We start from the raw sequence: 16,418 nt of genomic DNA, 5'->3' as shown, positions 1-16,418 counted from the left end.
TGCTCCGTATTTACGCCTTAGTTTTGTCCGACTTTTGAATAGTTGATTCAAGGATGAGAGCGATGAAAAAGAATACGGATGACTACAGGTTCATATCGGCTGAAGATTATTCAGCACTTCAAATGGCATTGAGCGAGTTTGCCGGTTCCGCCGAATACACGGCACTGGCCACGTACTATCAATTGTTCAATCAAACGCACAATGAAGCCGAACAATGGCTGTCGCTGAAACTTTTCCAAGAGTCGCTGACAACATTTCTGGGCCGCAAGAAGACACCCGTGCCTGTGGAGATCAATCGGATTCAAAACTGGCTGAGTCAGTCGGAGGCGAGGCTGTCGGCGACGGTGGACATGCTTCATGGCGTCGCCCGGCCAGTGCCGAAGATCATGCACTTCGTCTGGGTTGGTGGCAGTGAAGTCGGTGACATCCAGCGTGATTACATGAACATCTGGCGCGCAGTACTGGAGCCTGAGGGGTATCGGTTCAATCTCTGGTTCGACAGTGATGCATTGTTGGCGTTTGAGATGAACCGGGTGATTCTCGACAGTGCAAGAGCGCATGCCATGGAGGCGGGAGGCGACAAGGTCACCCACCCCAACTACCTGGCACGGATGATCGAGGATCGCGCACGGGTGTTGAAACACCAGATGTTCGAGTATCTCGAACAACCGCAATGGCGCGGTCAAGCGGACGCGGCACGCATTGACCTGATGGTCCGCGCTTACGGCAAGGACCGTGCAACCCTCGACGCCTTTCGCCAGCGCTGCCTTGAGACGCATCTGGCAATGGCCGGCCAGGATCTGCAGTTGCGTGACGTCAGGCATGAGTTCTCCGACCACTTTTTACAGGATGTCTACCAGCGAGAAGTCGCCCTGCGTGGCAATTTTGCCGCGGCCAGTGATGTTGTGCGGTTGCAGGCCGAGTATTTGGAGGGTGGTCGTTACAGCGATATGGATTACTTGCCACCGCTGGCCGATAAGTTGGGTGGGGTGGATATCAGTGGTTTCGATGATGTACAGCGGTTGGGTGTCTTGCAGTTGTTACTCAATCACAACGAGGCACTGATGCCGGGGCGGGATCGCGCACGCTATGCGGATAAAACCGACAAAATTCCTGCCAGTCACAAGGCGTCGCTGCTCGCTTTCGCGCGCGGCAAGCCGGATGCCCGTGACATATTTGTTCCATCGGCCGATGCGCGAGTGCCCGAGAATGGATTTCGCATGGGCATTCAATTCGACCGACAAATGAATGCGCACTTCCTGGCACATCCTCGTAGTGGTATGACCCTGTCGATCATGCAGTTGATTCGCTTCAATTATGACGCTTTGCAAACCGTTGAACGCAGGGCTGCCGAGGCGGGTATCAACTGGTCGGAAATCGACAAGTTGTCGGGTCTGATTGAAAACGTCATGAACGAAAAAAGAGCAGAAGGAAAGCTCACGCCATCAGTCGAAGATTTTCTGAGTCATTTGGCTCAGTCCATTTTAAGTTACTACCAGGACGGTATTCGCATCGACGCTCGCGGCACAATAAACCTGACGGGCCCCGGTGCCGCCAACATAGGTTTGCGGGGATATATCGAAACTCATCTTCAAACCGACTACGTCGGCATCATGAACAGACTGGCGCTGAGTGAAGGCTATAACTTCAATACCGAAGAGGAAACGATCTCCGGCTGGACCGTCAATGCCCAGCCTGAAGAGTGGTTGGCGAAAGAGCAGGAAAAATGGCAAACCGGCAAACTCAAATCACGTTATGCCGGCAATCTGGCAGAGTTGCTGAATCAGCAGACCCTGACGTTCAAACAAGGCTGGCCGGTGATTGAAGGCAAGCCGGTGCTGTTGACCTCGGTATTGCAACAACTGATGGATGAGTTGGGCGAACCGTTCAATCGTGCAATGAAGGACAAGTTGAGTGGTGACATCACCTTCAACAAAAACGTTTCCATCGGATTCGACGCACGCCAGGAAATCCTCGCGCAGCCTAACAGTGACTTACCCGTTTCTCATGGGGCGCAGTCCACCACAAACTTGAACGAGCTGTTCTCCCATGTTGCTCACGGTTCACTGACGCTTGAGCAGTTGAGCCCGCTGCAGCGGGTCATGCTGGGCGGTATTTTCGGTGCCATGCACCTGGATGCCAACGGGTTTGCCGGCGCATGGCAAGAGGTGCTGACTATCGCTCGCGAAACCTCTGAAGGGGGAGTGTTCGCCCGTTTCAATGCCATTGAAAAAGCCTTGCGCCAGCGTCCGTCACCGGCATTTCAGGCAGGCCTTGCGCGCGGTGGCGTATCCGGCAAACACACGGCGCGCGAACTCAAAGTGCTCGCGCTCAACCAACCTCTGACTCTGAGTCAATGGGGCGAGCGCCTCGGGCAAATCAACAACACCGCGCAACGTCACTATCACCTGCGCATCCTCAATCGCGGTACCCAGGTTCGTGAGGCATTTGTCAAGGCAGGCGCCGTTTCTTCCCGGCAGGTGCCGCAAGACCTGCTGATGCAGACAACCGGTGACCCCGGCCGCAGGTGTTATCCGCTGGCACTGTTGATGGCGGCGGCACTGCCTCGTGGCGAGTCAGCGGAGCGGGCGTTGATCGGCAGTGTGGCCAACGCCAGCCAGACCCCTGAAGACGCAGACGCCCGGACCTTGCTGCAGGCGCTGGATGAATTGCATGACTTGCCTCTGAGTGATGTCGGCAAACCGTTGGGCAGCCAAAGCCTGGAACACATCGCACAGGCGCTTGAGGCGAAAACGGCGCCCGTCGTCATGCTGCTCGATACCGGTAATCACGCCCTGCTGGTGGCGAAAACCAGAGTGGGTGATCAGAGCGTCTATCGTTTTTATGAGCCTAACTTTGCGATCTATGGGTTTGCAGGTGTACAGGAACTGAAGCAGGGCGTGGCGCATTACCTGAGTGCCGAGAACGGCGCCTTGGCCAGGTTGTACGGTCTGGGTGACGGCGTTCATCCGCAATTCAACGTCATCGAGTTGAATACCGCGGCGATTGCGCAAAAGGTTGTTTCGGTGAATCTGCTGCTGGACGGCTTTGTGCAAAACTCCGCCGTTGTTGACACGCAAACCGCCACGGTGTGGGACAAACAAGCCATCGCGCGTACACGCTCGTTAAACGACAACAGCCGGATGGGGGCCAGTCTGGCGCAACTCGATGCTCGGTACTGGGCAGGTGAGCTTGAACAGGCCACTCATGCCTTGCGCACTGAACACAAAGTGGGGCGTGAGTACTTACCCCTGCTGGAAACGGTTCGGGAAGATTCCGATAGCCGTTACAGCGTGACGCTGGTGGATGCGCGCAACCCGCAAAAGACCTTGAATATCACCACCCTCGATTCGCGGCTAAGCAACGTCAAAAAACATGTGCAGCGTCTGGTGAAAAGCCTGGCAGGCGCTGACCGCGCATCGAGTGAAGCCGATGGCGGCAGTCGTTTGAGTTTTGCCTTTGCGATCCAGACGCTGATCACCGAAATGCGTCATCGCGACTATCAGGCCGACCACGGTCAGGTCCCGGCATTGTCGATAGCCCTGCAGGTGCAGGTGTATGTCAGTTACGCCCAGTTGGGGTATGGCGTGTTGAGCGATTCGCTACAGACAATCCGCCTGGTGCGTCAGGTGGCGGCCAGTGAGCAGAGTCTGGCGCTACGCCAATCGTCATTGTCCGGACGGCTTCTGGGGCGTGCAGCCACAGGCGTCGGGACTGTTTTTTCCGTGGCCAATATCGGCTTCGACATTTACGGCCTGGCGGTTGCCACCCACCAGGAGCAGCGCTCGCGGCTGGCCACGCAACTGGTGTTCGATGCGTCAGCGCTGGGGCTGGATATCGTCGCACTGGCCGCGGGTGGAACCGTCGGCGCTGCCGCCGCTATTGTGTCAGTGCCGTTGCTCGGTGTTGGCATCGGTGTATCGGCCATCGCCAGTAACCTGGGGCAGATCAGCGACAAGGCCCGGGCCGTGGGTGCCCATTTGCGCAAGATTCAGAATGCTTACGGAACGGCCGGTTACACGCGCAAGGGCCGTGTGCTGCGCTTCGAACCGGAGGCGGTCGTCACGCGATTGGATCTGCAAAATAACCAGGTTTATTTTGACAGCCAGAAGTTCTACCCCATGGATCGCGCAGGGTTGGAGTTACCGCAGTACAACGATGATCCGAAGCGAATTCATCAAGCCATCGATATCCGTCAGTCGCTGGGACTGCCCGGGCGAATCGATCTGGTCAGGGTCGTGCCCGACGATATCCAGACGGTCGTGCTGCCGTGTACGCCGACCTGTTATTACGGTTACGAATACCAACTCGGAACGCCGGGTTTTGCCTACACGCCAATGCCCGGAGAATGGCACGAACCACGGGCCAGCAGCGAGGTCCCGACATCCTTCGCCTCGTACGTTGTGCCTGGCCTGGCATTGCTGGATTACGCCAGCGGTAGCATTGAAACCTGGTACCCGGATTTGCGTAACAGCGCAGTAGAAAAGCTGGAGTACGACGAGCATGGTCATCAGCGTTTCTATTTCACGGTCAACACACCGTTTCCGCACATTCTCTACAAACTGCACCCGGTCTATAAGCCGACGACGATCGAGGTGCAACTGGACGAGCATGTGCGTCAGTTGGTGGTGCCGGAGCTGCCGGCGGAGTGGAAAAATCTGGTTTCCTATGAAATCACCGCTCAAACCGGGCTCTACCATTTCTGGCTCACACCAGGGATTGTCGCCGTGACGCTCCCGCAAGGGCGCGCTCAATGGGTGGTTCGCGCGCCTTGGGCCAGCCTCGAACGCGTGACCTTCGACGATCCCCAACTGAAGGTCGACGGCATTGTGCTCAATGCCTTCGACGGGTTTATTGAGCTGGCCGGGGGCGAGTTATTCCGGATCAACTGGAATGACCTCAGATTGCATCTGGTCTCGATCACGCTTGATGCCAGCCGCAGCATGGCGCAGGTTCTGGCACATCTGCGTAAACGGGTAAACGAGCAGCGATGGGTGACCGGGTATGTGCCTCTTTACGCGTTCAAGGTGCCTTTCACTCCGGGTGAGCGATCGGTGTTCACCACCGCTTTCTATGATGTGCTGCGGGATCGAATGTTGTACGCCCGCAATCTGCCGGTTGTTGTCAGGGAGGGGATCGTGCTCGGTGGTGCCAGCGTCGACCATGCCTGGTTCTACCACCCTGATCACGCGACGGTGTGGTGTGTCGATGCGGTCACCGGCACAGTCGTTCACCGTTTTCGTTTGATGAACCCGGCGAGTGGCTCGAAGATCATCGGCTGCCTACAGGATGACGACGGTACGCTGCGGGTATCGCAACGCATGCTTGAGCAGACGGAGGTCGAGGTCACGTTGCATTACCGGATCGCGGATTGGAACGTGGCGCTGACGGGGATCAAGACTTCGTCTCTTGCGCGCGACTATGTCAACAAGCCAGGCGCCGTGTACTGGGCTTCCCTGATCAATCACTTCGCGACGCCACGTCCTTTCAGGGATGAAACACCGGGCATGATGGCCGGGACAAGCACCTGGCAATCCGCCTTGTTCGTTCACGCCCGGGCCTACATTCTTGAAGGTCTGCACGATCAGGCCTGGCTTGGCGAGGGTGGCACCGGCAAGTACTTTCGCGCCGAACTGGGCAGTGACCGGGACATGGTAATGCTGATGCCGCATGAGCCTGATGACTTCGCGATGCTCTTTTACAGCAAGCAAAGCCGGCTGATCAGCCGAGGCGTGGCGCCTGGAGTGGCGGGTGGTTTTTATCGAAACGAAGTGCTTGAGCGTGACGTCATCGCGGTCACGCAGGCTGGTAAACGCTACATCGCCACCAAGGCCGATGGCCGGCTATTGGAGATCGATAAACACGGTGCTCTTGAGTTTGTCGGCCTCGGCCAGCAATGGCTGAAAAGGCACCCGGACTGGCTGACCGCGCTACCTGCGCTGGCCGAATCGTACAAAGGCGCACCTTTCCCGATCATCGGGTTAAGCAACGTGTCCGGTAGTGGCTTCGTGGCTGTGTGGTGCATTGACGGGCAGGGAGTGCTGGTCGATAACGCCGATGGCAAGGAGCTGGAACTGCTGGGGCTGACGCCTGACAAACAGGCTGCCTGGCTGCTGGATGTTTCTGTGGGGCAGCTTTACCGGCAGGCGTTGGTCACGTTCGAGACGTTGCGCCAGGCTTTTGCCGATGGCACGCGGCTGGTGTCTGTCGAGCAACTGCCGTTGGTACAAAAAGTCTGGCCGCAATGGGCGTTCGTCCAGGTGCTCAAACATGGCCAGGGTCTGTTGGGGCGCACCCGCGAAGGTATCAATCTGGAACTGCTCGACCAGCAGCCGGCCCGCATCGTCAGTGTCGAGAATCAGTGGTCGCAGGTTCAGGGGCAGACGCCTGCACAGTTGCAGGCGCGTTTGAAGGCGCTGCTGGATGGGCAATCCCACGCCTCGGTACTGCAAGTCGAGCAGTCTGCGGATCGCTATCAGTATTACGTGCCGGAACTGGATCGCCTGTTCGCTGTTACAGGACGGTCCGACGGGCAGTGGGCGGTGTTTCTCGGTACTCGCCAGGCGTCGATACCGATGCTGTTTGACCCGATTGACGGCCTGATCTTCAGCCCTGACGCTGCCGATCGTTCGTGGGGGCCCGGTAACTATGCGCATCGTGAGGAGGACGTCCTGTCGCTCGAGTTGAGCGGTGAGATCGCGCAGGTTATGGAGCTGTTACCCGACGGCGTCGACACGTTGATTCTGGCTTTCGGTTCGCAGGTGTCGAGCTATCGGGTGTCGGAACAGGCGTGGCAGCGGTTGAGCTGCATCGTGGTCGATAGTCGGCGTTCTTCAGGAGATCAAATGCCAAGCGCTTGCACACTGGTTCTGGACATGGCCGCCAGCGAGCGGCTGATGATGTCGCTGGTCGATGGGCAACTGGTGTTCACCGATCCGGACAATGCTCACAGCCTGATTGTGCGGGACGTGAAATCCGATGAGGGTGAGCCGGGTGTGCCAGTGCAGATAAGTGTCCGGATCGATGGTCAGCACCACATGCATGGGGTCGAACATTGGCTGAAAGCCTTGTCGCAAGCCAGAGTCGATCAAGGGGTTGCGACCCTTGAAAAGGTCATTCAAAAGATCGTCTGAAACATCGAGCCAGACTAAAAATAAAAGGTCGTGAACAAACAGTTCGCGACCTTTTTATTTTTGATGCCGGGCAGGAATGGGCCCACTGGCGGGCTCGGCGTTCGCTGGGTAGACGTTGTCGATAACCCTGCTCAGTGCACCAGATACCCTTTAACGCCGGTAAAGATAATCTGCGCTGCCAGTGCGCAAACAAACAATCCCATCAAGCGACTGACGATCTGCAAACCCTGATCGCCGAGAATCCGTTCGATACGGTTGGACAGATAAAGCACCACGCCAACGGTAAAACTGGCCAGCGCAATACTCATGATCGCCGTGAGTTTATCGTCCCAGTGCGGCTGGCTGACGCCCATCACCAACAAGGCACCGATGGTGCCGGGGCCGACAGTCAATGGAATGGTCAGGGGGACGATAGTCACATCCTGCTGCACATTGTCGGCCTGCACCGCGGGTTTGCCCTGTGCCATGCCCAGTGCCGAAATGAACAGCACGCTGCCGGCGCCGATGCGGAACGCATCCACAGTAATGCCGAACACATCGAAAATCACCCGTCCGAACAAGTACAGCAGAACGCTGGAGACCAGCGTGGCGACGGCCACTTTCCAGGCCAGGCGGCGTTGCTCCTTGCGCGAATAGCCACGGGTCAGGCTGATGAAACAGGACAGCACGAAGAACGGGCTGTAGAGAACCAGCATTTTCAGGTAAACGCTGAATAACACGTGGAGCATGGTCTTGGCTCGCAGCAGTAGAGTGTAGGGAGAAGTCTATCAGTCGTTCAAGGACTTGTGGGTATTGTCTTTTAGAGTGTTATGCGTAGTTGGTTGTTTGCTTGATAGTTGCTGTTTTTTTTGTTTTGGTAATTGGTGTTACATGTTTAAGTTTGTGCGTTCTTGGTGGGTTGGTTATTGTTGTTTTCACAAGTTCATGAGGGCTTGTTTAAATGATGATAAGGAATTCGTTATGAGTAACCAAGTAATGCAACAAGGGTTTATTGCTAGCTGCTTAAAAGATATTCAGCAGTATGAGGTCGATCAAGTGCCTGCTATTCATAGTCGCAGTTTTACCTCGGGTATTACCGCAGGGGATGCTGTTGAAGTACCGGGTAAAGGCTCTATCGTGGGTGAAGGTATCTTGACCTTTACGGGTAACCTCAGTGAGGTAAATCGAACCGATGCGCAAAATGCCTTTCTTTTCGCCAGCCTGGCGGCGAACAAAAAGTATCCTCAGGAAGATCAAGGCCAGGATTGGTATCTTCATTTCCGTAAGGCCATGACCTCCACGGGCTGGACGCCTACCAGTATCTACTACAGTGATCTTGAAGTCGGCGGCACCAGTGTCCGCATGGACAAACTGGTGTTGGAGATTCTGGGCTCGGTGCTCGCGGGTGTCGCAGTGCCCGGTCCGACCAGCGCATTGATGCTGAAAGTGGCAACTGATGCCGTTGCGGCCCTCAGCAAACGTGAGACGGCGTTAACGCTGTATGAACGAAACCTTCTGAATAACGGCGTAGGTGGTATCTCCACCGGTGCCTGTACCGAAGTAAACGGCGTACCCAAAATGGCTGTCGGTGCCGTTCGTTTTCTGCGCAGGAACACATCGGACAAAGTGTTGTTTGTCGATGTGGATATTCGCAACGTAAAAATGTACCGCGGCGAAACAGTATTTGAAAAGAATAATGATGTCGCCAACGCAACGCGCGAGTATATCCGCAATGCATTGGGTCTGAATGCGCTTACTAAAATCGAAGAGTTCGAGATTTAATAAGTAACGCAGGGCAGTCGAATGTCGACTGCCCGTTTTTATATTCAAGGGGATGATATGGTCGACGAATATTTAACGGTGGTTGTTGGTAATTCCATTGTGCTTGTGCCTGAGGCTGATGGTGTGGCGGCTTACGACGATCTGCTCAACTCGACCTTGCTGGCGCAATTGGTGGCTAATAAAAAGGTCGAAAAATCCACCGGGATAAACTGGTATGACGCTTATGTAGGTGTTCTCGATGACTTCTGGTTGCGCCAGAAAAAGACGAAACAGACATGGGAGTTCAGTCTTGACGCCGAAGAACTCGCGCCCGATGTGTTTACCGCCATGTTGACTAACGGTGCTTTGGGTGAAACCCATACAATCGCCACGGTTCTAGCGCGAATTGCAACGTTGCCGGGCGACGATCCCGCGCTCCAACTGCTGCGCCGTTGCATGCAGGCATCAGTTGAGCCCGAGTCGAGCGCAGAGCCAGCGCCGCTGGCGGATGTACGTTTGCTGGTGATATGCGCGAAATCTCCCACCTCGATCACCAGTGCGTATGTCGAGTTCAAAACTCGACGAGTATTAGGCCCCAATCCATTCCAGCAGCCATACCCCACTTGTGATCTGCAAGGTTTGGTTTACGTGCATCACGCTCGGGCAAATCTTTCCGAAACCCTTTACGGCCCTGCGCGTGATGCGATTGCCTTGAAAGTCAGCGGCAAGGTCGCGGGCAATGTTGCGACGTTGACCCTGCCAACGGAGATTGAATCATGACGGATCCGATGACACCGCAAGCAGCGGTGGTGGGTGGTAGCGTTGTGTCATTTGCCGGTGGCCTGCCCGCGTCACACCGAGATGACATCTGCATGAGCACCGCTTATGCACAAAGGGCTACGCGCGCGGCGTTTGAAGATGGGTTATCGGGGGACTGGTTCGAGTACTACCGCAACGTACTCAAGTTTGTCGGTTGGGATGTGCCGAAGCCACAAACCTTGCCGCCCTTGCAGAACAATCTGATGGCCGGCCAGGGCGCGCAGCGGATCTCAACCCTCATGGGCGAGGCGTTTTCCGAGCCCATGCGTCTTGCGCTGGTGGCGATGGAGCGAAACGCATCGGCGCGAGATGTGTTCGAGTCCACCAGCCTGCACGGCAGTGTCGGTATCTTTCAATTGATCCCCTGCATCATGAGCGGGCCGAACAAGGTGGAGATGGGCATTTATTCTCGACAGTTCAAGATTGAGCGCCAGGTGCCCGGATTCCTGTACTCCGAGGATGAATCACTGGTCTGCGAAAGCGTTGAGCAATTTGCAGCCATCACCTTCAACACACTTCACTACGCCCAGTTTCGGGAAAAGGTCAAAAAGTCGGTGATAACCGGCTCGCTTAAATACCTGAGCAGTCTCCAGATTTGATCGAATCGATGTACAAGGCCACTCAGAAGGTCGATGCCGTCCGGTTTTGCTGGTCACGCTGTGCGACCCAATGTTCGACCAATTCACGCAACTGCGACAGTTCGACAGGCTTGGACATGTGCCCGTCCATCCCGGCCTGGCGCGCGCGTTCCTTGTGCTCTGCAAGGATGTGCGCCGTCAGCGCGACGATTGGCGTGCGGATGCGTTGGTTGCTGACTTCCCAGGCGCGCAATTGCTGCGTCGCGGAGAAACCGTCGAGAATCGGCATTTCGCAATCCATCAATACCAGGTCGTATCGCTGGGCTTTCATCGCTTGCAAGGCTTCTTCGCCGTTGCTGGCGGTGTCCGGTTGCAGGTTGAGCTTGCCGAGCATGCCGCGAATCACTTTGGTCGAAATCGTGTTGTCTTCGGCGACGAGGATGCGGAAGTCGCTCGGCACTTTTGCCGCCGTGGCGGGGGTGACCACTTGCGGCTGGAACACCACCTGGCCTTTGTTGCGCTGGTTGAGTTCGTCCGCCAGGGTTGTCTTGAGGGTGTAGCCCGCCACCGGTTTGGCCAGAATGCGTTTGATCCCCGAGTTGCGCGCAATGATCTTGCTCGGCGCATTGCTGATGCCGGTGAGCATGATCAGCAGGATGTCGTGGTTCAGGCTCGGGTCTTCCTTGATCTTGGCCGCCAGTTGCATGCCGGTCATGCCTGGCATGTTCTGATCAAGTAGCACCACATCGAAGTAATCGCGCAGGTGCGCCTTGGTACGCAGCAGCGCCAGCGCCTCCTTGCCCGATGGCACGGCGCTGACGTTCAAGCCCCAGGCGCTGCATTGCTGCACCAGTACTTTGCGGCAGGTGTCGTTATCGTCGACCACCAGTACCCGCGCACCTTGCAGCGGGCTGTCGAGATCGGAGGTGGGGTGTTCGAGACGGTCGGGGTCCAGTGGCAGGGTCAGCCACAAGGTGCTGCCCTGATTGGCGCCGCTCTTGATACCGAATTCGCCTTGCATCAAACGGATCAGTTGGCGTGCGATCACCAGCCCGAGATTACCGCCCAGACGATTGGCCGAAAGGAAGTGCTTGCTGTGCAGTTCGGCGTGCATCAGTGCATCGCGCTCTTCCTGCTCCATTGGCGCGCCGCTGTCTTGTACGGCAATACGCAGGCGTGGCTTGGCGCTGCGCTCGTCGAGAGCGACGACGATCAGCACTTCACCTTCATCGGTTTTCTTCAGGGCGTTTTCCAGCAGGCTCAGCAACGTTTGACGCAGACGGGTCGGGTCACCGCTGATGACCCGTGGCACTTGCGGCTGAATGAAGCTGATCAGTTCGACGTTCTGTTGCTCGGCCTTGGCCCGATAGATGCTCAGGCAATCGTCGATCAGGGCGTTGAGATCGAATTGCACGTCATCGAGTTCGATCTGTCCGGACTCGAGCTTGGAGATGTCGAGGATCTCGTTGATCAACGTCAGCAGTTCGTTACCGGCACTGTGGATGGTCTGCACGTAGTCGCGTTGCTTGACCGATAACGGCGTGCCGAGCAGCAGTTCGGTCATGCCCAGCACGCCATTCATCGGCGTGCGGATCTCGTGGCTGATCTTGGCGAGGAATTCGGCCTTGGCGTTGATCTCGGCATTGCTGGCGGCCAGGTCGCGGCTGATGCTGAAACGACTTTCGGTGATGCTGCGCTGGCGCTCGCCCAAAGCGATGCTCATCAGCAGGCCGCTGATGCAGATGAACGCCATCAGGGTCATGATCAGGCCTTGCGGAGCGACCAGGGTCAGCCCCAGCAGCGCTGGCAGGATAATCAGTGTGCCGATGTTGAACACAACCATTGCTGCGACGAACAGGCGTGCCGGACGATAACCCTTCTGCCAATGGTAGGAGCCGACCAGCAGCATGCTAAGGCCGGCGAGGGCCACCAAGGCGTAGGTGATGATGTTCAGCGGCAGGGTGTTGACGAACAACAGCAGCAGGCTGCAGATCACGATGAACAGAATGTCGCCCAGCAACAGTTTATTCAGCGGGTGCGGGCCGAGCGGGGCGAAGAATCGGTAGGCGAACATCAAACCCGCCGGGGCGGTCAGCAGCAGGGCCAGATAAGCCCCCGGGGTCTGGATCGCGTGCCAGTTCGGCAGCCAGGGGCCTGCGAGGTTAAGCAACAGTAGCAGGCTCAGACTGAGCAGAACTTCGCAGACCGCAAGCCACAGACTGCTGCGAGAGCGGGTGTAGGCGTAGCGGATGAGATTGTGCAGGATCAGCATGCCGAGGCAGCCGAACAGCAGGCCGTAGAGCAGCGTCTGGTTGTGGTTGGCCGCGCTCATCACGGCTGATTGCAAGGTGATGTACGGACGCAACTGATGGTCGGAAACCATCCGCAGATAAACGTCGAGGGGCTTGTCGCTCTGGGGCAGCGGCAACAGGAAGTCACTGCTCGGCAGCGGCCGCTCGGACTGGGGCTGGTCGTTGCCGGTGTTGCGTTGCTCGATCAGCTTGTCGCCGTCCAGCACGTACAGATTGAGGTGTGAAAGGTCGGGGGCGAAGATGCGCAGCACTTGTTCGTGCTTGCCGGGCGCCAGTCTGAATCGCAGCCACAACGCGCCATCGGGCTCGGCTGCCGTGAGGCGGTCAAGGTCGATGGGGCTGAATTGATTGGTGTAGCGGGCTGAGCGGATGTCGCTCAGTTGCAGACTGCCCTGATCATCAAGCAATACCGACCAGCCACTGCCTTGTGCGGCCAGGGCCGGGAGCATGCAGAGCAAGGTCAGCAGCGTGACGGTGAAGCTTATGGCAATCCTGAGCCAGCGCACGGCGAAATCCCTTCGTAGGTTGATGCCAGAATATAACGATGCGCGGCGGCGGAACAGCCCGGCGAGGAACGGTATCCCAGGCCGGACTTGATGCACAGCTTATTCCTGGGTTTCGCCACGTTCACGGGCAATGGCGCGGTAGCCAATGTCCTTACGGTAGAAGCAGCCTTCCCAGTCGATGGCCGCCGCCAGCTTGTAGGCTTGCTGCTGAGCTTCGCCGACACTGGCGCCCATGGCAGTGGCGCAGAGTACGCGACCACCGGCCGTCACCACATTGCCATCCTTCAGCGCAGTACCGGCATGGAAGACTTTGCCTTCCAGGCCTGCGGCTGCGTCCAGACCGTTGATCGCTGCACCCTTGGCGTAGTCGCCCGGGTAACCGCCGGCGGCCAGTACAATGCCGACGCTTGGACGTGGGTCCCATTGCGCTTCAACTTTGTCCAGCGCTTGTGCCAGAGCCGCTTCGACCAGCAGTACCAGGCTCGACTGCAGACGCAGCATCACCGGTTGGGTTTCCGGATCACCGAAACGGCAGTTGAACTCGATGACTTTCGGGTTGCTCGCCTTGTCGATCATCAGACCCGCGTAGAGGAAACCGGTGTAGACGTTGCCTTCTTCAGCCATGCCGCGCACGGTCGGCCAGATCACCAGATCCATCACACGCTGATGCACGTCGGCGGTGACCACCGGGGCAGGGGAGTAAGCCCCCATGCCGCCAGTGTTCGGGCCGCTGTCGCCGTCGCCGACGCGTTTGTGGTCCTGGCTGGTGGCCATGGGCAGTACATTCTTGCCGTCGACCATGACGATGAACGACGCTTCCTCACCGTCGAGGAACTCTTCGATGACCACGCGCGAACCGGCGTCACCGAAGGTATTGCCGGCGAGCATGTCGCGCACGGCGTCTTCGGCTTCAGCCAGCGTCATGGCAACGATCACGCCTTTACCGGCGGCCAGGCCGTCGGCCTTGATCACGATCGGCGCGCCTTTTTCACGCAGATAAGCCAGGGCTGGCTCGATCTCGGTGAAGTTCTGGTAGTCGGCCGTCGGGATCTTGTGGCGCGCCAGGAAATCCTTGGTGAAGGCTTTGGAGCCTTCCAGCTGTGCAGCGCCGGCGGTCGGACCGAAGCAGTCCAGGCCACGGGAGCGGAACAGATCAACCACGCCAGCCACCAGCGGCACTTCCGGGCCGACGATGGTCAGGGAAACGTTTTTCTCGGCGAAGTCGGCAAGCTGCTCAAGGGCCAGCACGTCGATGGCGACGTTCTCGCACTTGGCTTCGATCGCCGTACCGGCGTTGCCCGGCGCGACAAAAACCTTCTGTACGCGCGGATCCTGAGCCACTTTCCAGGCCAGGGCGTGTTCACGGCCACCGCTGCCAATGATCAAAACATTCATTTCTAAAACCTCGGATGACGCTCATTCTGGAGGCAGCAATGAAGCTGCTTTTTTGTGGGAGCGGCGGTGCGACGATTCGACTTGCTCGCGAAAGCGCAGTGTCAGTCGAAACCGTTGTCGCTGACAGATTGCATTCGCGAGCAAGCCCGCTCCCACATTTGGATCGCGTTGAATCAGTGACGGAAGTGGCGCATGCCGGTGAACACCATGGCGATGCCGGCTTCATCGGCCGCTGCAATCACTTCAGCATCACGCATCGAACCACCCGGCTGGATCACCGCAGTGATACCGACCTTGGCCGCGTTGTCCAGACCGTCGCGGAACGGGAAGAACGCGTCCGATGCCATGACCGAGCCCGCCACTTGCAGGCCAGCGTGCTCCGCCTTGATCGCGGCGATACGCGCCGAGTTCACGCGGCTCATCTGGCCGGCGCCGACACCGATGGTCTGACGGTTTTTCGCGTAGACGATGGCGTTGGATTTAACGTACTTGGCGACTTTCCAGGCGAAGATCAGGTCGTTGATCTCTTGCTCGGTCGGAGCGCGCTTGGTCACGACTTTCAGGTCTTCGCTGCCGATCATGCCGATGTCACGGCTCTGTACCAGCAGGCCGCCATTGACGCGCTTGTAGTCCCACGCCGCAGCGCGGTCAGCCGACCACTCGCCGCAGGCCAGCAGGCGCACGTTGGCTTTGGCCGCCACAATGGCGCGGGCTTGTTCGCTCACCGACGGGGCAATGATCACTTCGACGAACTGACGCTCGACGATGGCTTTGGCGGTTTCAGCATCCAGTTCGCGGTTGAAGGCGATGATGCCGCCGAACGCCGATTCGGTGTCGGTGGCGTAGGCCAGTTCGTAAGCTTGACGAATGCCGCCTTCGGCGTCCGGGCTCACAGCCACGCCGCACGGGTTGGCGTGCTTGACGATCACGCAGGCTGGCTTGACGAAGCTCTTTACGCATTCCAGCGCAGCGTCGGTGTCGGCCACGTTGTTGTACGACAGCTCTTTGCCCTGCAGTTGGGTCGCGGTGGCGATACCGACTTCGGCCGGTTTGGCTTCAACATAAAACGCCGCGCTCTGGTGCGGGTTCTCGCCGTAACGCATTTCCTGAGCCTTGATGAACTGGCTGTTGAAGGTGCGCGGGAATTCGCTGCGACCTTCAGTGCTCAGTGTCTCGGCAGCCTGGTTCACGGTGCCCATGTAGTTGGCGATCATGCCGTCATAGGCGGCGGTGTGTTCGAAGGCCTTGAGCATCAGGTCGAAACGCTGAGCGTAGGTCAGGCCACCGGCTTTGAGGCTTTCGAGGACATTGGCGTAATCGCTGGCGTTCACCACGATCGCTACGTCTTTGTGGTTTTTCGCGGCCGAACGGACCATGGTCGGACCGCCGATGTCGATGTTCTCGATGGCGGTCGGCAGGTCGCAGCCAGGCTTGTTGATGGTGGCTTCGAACGGGTAGAGGTTAACGGCAACCAGATCGATCGGCTTGATGCCATGCTCGTTCATGATCGCGTCGTCGATGCCGCGACGGCCGAGAATGCCGCCGTGGATTTTCGGGTGCAGGGTTTTCACCCGACCGTCCATCATCTCTGCGAAACCGGTGTAATCCGCGACTTCCACTGCGGCAACGCCGTTGTCCTGCAGCAGCTTGAACGTCCCGCCGGTGGAGAGGATCTCGACGCCCAGCGCTTCTAGCTCCTTGGCGAATTCGAGGATCCCGGTCTTGTCGGAAACGCTGATCAAGGCGCGGCGGATCGGCAGGCGGGTAGTCTGGTCGGTCATCTCAATTTCCATCAAAAGCAAAGGAAGTCAGCAAAAAAGGCGACCGGTTTTACGCGGGCGCCTTTCTGGTTTGATTGAATGCTTACAGCAGATCGTACTGCTTGAGTTTCTTGCGCAGTGTGCCGCGGTTAAGTCCCAGCAGCTCACTGGCCTT

9 protein-coding genes are annotated in these 16,418 nt (G+C 57.8%); 4 read left to right on the top strand and 5 right to left on the bottom strand.

Annotated elements, in window-relative coordinates:
• Positions 1-62: 62 nt before the first annotated feature.
• Complete coding sequence (locus tag ACIOWA_RS07980; RefSeq protein ID WP_401159174.1) at positions 63-7,133, top strand: TcdA/TcdB pore-forming domain-containing protein; 7,071 nt, start codon at positions 63-65, stop codon at positions 7,131-7,133.
• Positions 7,134-7,264: 131 nt separating this feature from the next.
• Here ACIOWA_RS07980 and ACIOWA_RS07975 read toward each other — a convergent pair whose 3' ends face one another.
• On the bottom strand, positions 7,265-7,861 hold the full coding sequence (locus tag ACIOWA_RS07975; protein ID WP_221732815.1) for a MarC family protein: 597 nt from the start codon (positions 7,859-7,861) through the stop codon (positions 7,265-7,267).
• Between the two features lie 232 nt (positions 7,862-8,093).
• On the opposite strand from ACIOWA_RS07975, the gene ACIOWA_RS07970 reads away from it, so the two are divergent.
• From ACIOWA_RS07970 to ACIOWA_RS07960, 3 genes are read left to right on the top strand one after another with little or no spacing between them, the layout of a single operon-like run.
• Positions 8,094-8,894 carry a hypothetical protein gene (locus tag ACIOWA_RS07970; RefSeq protein WP_401159171.1) on the top strand — a complete coding sequence of 267 codons (801 nt, stop codon included), beginning with the start codon at positions 8,094-8,096 and terminating at the stop codon, positions 8,892-8,894.
• 21 nt (positions 8,895-8,915) lie between these two features.
• Positions 8,916-9,653 carry a hypothetical protein gene (locus tag ACIOWA_RS07965; RefSeq protein ID WP_339538200.1) on the top strand — a complete coding sequence of 246 codons (738 nt, stop codon included), beginning with the start codon at positions 8,916-8,918 and terminating at the stop codon, positions 9,651-9,653.
• On the top strand, positions 9,650-10,291 hold the full coding sequence (locus ACIOWA_RS07960; RefSeq protein ID WP_401159169.1) for a hypothetical protein: 642 nt from the start codon (positions 9,650-9,652) through the stop codon (positions 10,289-10,291). Before ACIOWA_RS07965 ends, ACIOWA_RS07960 begins: the two co-directional genes overlap by 4 nt.
• A 22-nt stretch (positions 10,292-10,313) precedes the next feature.
• On the opposite strand, the gene ACIOWA_RS07955 is transcribed toward ACIOWA_RS07960, so the two are convergent.
• From ACIOWA_RS07955 to ACIOWA_RS07940, 4 genes are all read right to left on the bottom strand, one after another.
• A complete protein-coding gene (locus tag ACIOWA_RS07955; protein WP_401159166.1) occupies positions 10,314-13,088 on the bottom strand; it encodes a response regulator in 2,775 nt (924 codons plus the stop codon).
• Between the two features lie 99 nt (positions 13,089-13,187).
• Positions 13,188-14,483, bottom strand: a complete 1,296-nt coding sequence (gene purD / locus ACIOWA_RS07950) for a phosphoribosylamine--glycine ligase (RefSeq protein WP_401159164.1) — start codon at positions 14,481-14,483, stop codon at positions 13,188-13,190.
• A gap of 173 nt (positions 14,484-14,656) precedes the next feature.
• Entirely contained in the window at positions 14,657-16,264 is a 1,608-nt protein-coding gene (gene purH, locus ACIOWA_RS07945; protein WP_339431843.1) for a bifunctional phosphoribosylaminoimidazolecarboxamide formyltransferase/IMP cyclohydrolase, read from the bottom strand.
• An 82-nt stretch (positions 16,265-16,346) separates the two neighbouring features.
• Positions 16,347-16,418: helix-turn-helix domain-containing protein (locus tag ACIOWA_RS07940; RefSeq protein ID WP_401159240.1), on the bottom strand; the 72-nt coding region annotated here is incomplete at its 5' end.

Origin of the sequence: Pseudomonas sp. NPDC087614 (genome assembly GCF_044743485.1) — a bacterium.
Taxonomy (GTDB): domain Bacteria; phylum Pseudomonadota; class Gammaproteobacteria; order Pseudomonadales; family Pseudomonadaceae; genus Aquipseudomonas; species Aquipseudomonas baetica_A.
The sequence above is the reverse complement of the archived record's forward strand: the minus strand, read 5'-3'. Positions and strand labels throughout refer to the sequence as shown.

Excerpts from the sequence above, each read along its gene's own strand:
- purH (WP_339431843.1), bottom strand. The coding sequence starts at position 16,264 with ATGACCGACCAGACTACCCGCCTGCCGATCCGCCGCGCCTTGATCAGC.
- purD (WP_401159164.1), bottom strand. The coding sequence starts at position 14,483 with ATGAATGTTTTGATCATTGGCAGCGGTGGCCGTGAACACGCCCTGGCC.
- ACIOWA_RS07970 (WP_401159171.1), top strand. The coding sequence starts at position 8,094 with ATGAGTAACCAAGTAATGCAACAAGGGTTTATTGCTAGCTGCTTAAAA.
- ACIOWA_RS07980 (WP_401159174.1), top strand. The coding sequence starts at position 63 with ATGAAAAAGAATACGGATGACTACAGGTTCATATCGGCTGAAGATTAT.
- ACIOWA_RS07965 (WP_339538200.1), top strand. The coding sequence starts at position 8,916 with ATGTCGACTGCCCGTTTTTATATTCAAGGGGATGATATGGTCGACGAA.
- ACIOWA_RS07975 (WP_221732815.1), bottom strand. The coding sequence starts at position 7,861 with ATGCTCCACGTGTTATTCAGCGTTTACCTGAAAATGCTGGTTCTCTAC.
- ACIOWA_RS07960 (WP_401159169.1), top strand. The coding sequence starts at position 9,650 with ATGACGGATCCGATGACACCGCAAGCAGCGGTGGTGGGTGGTAGCGTT.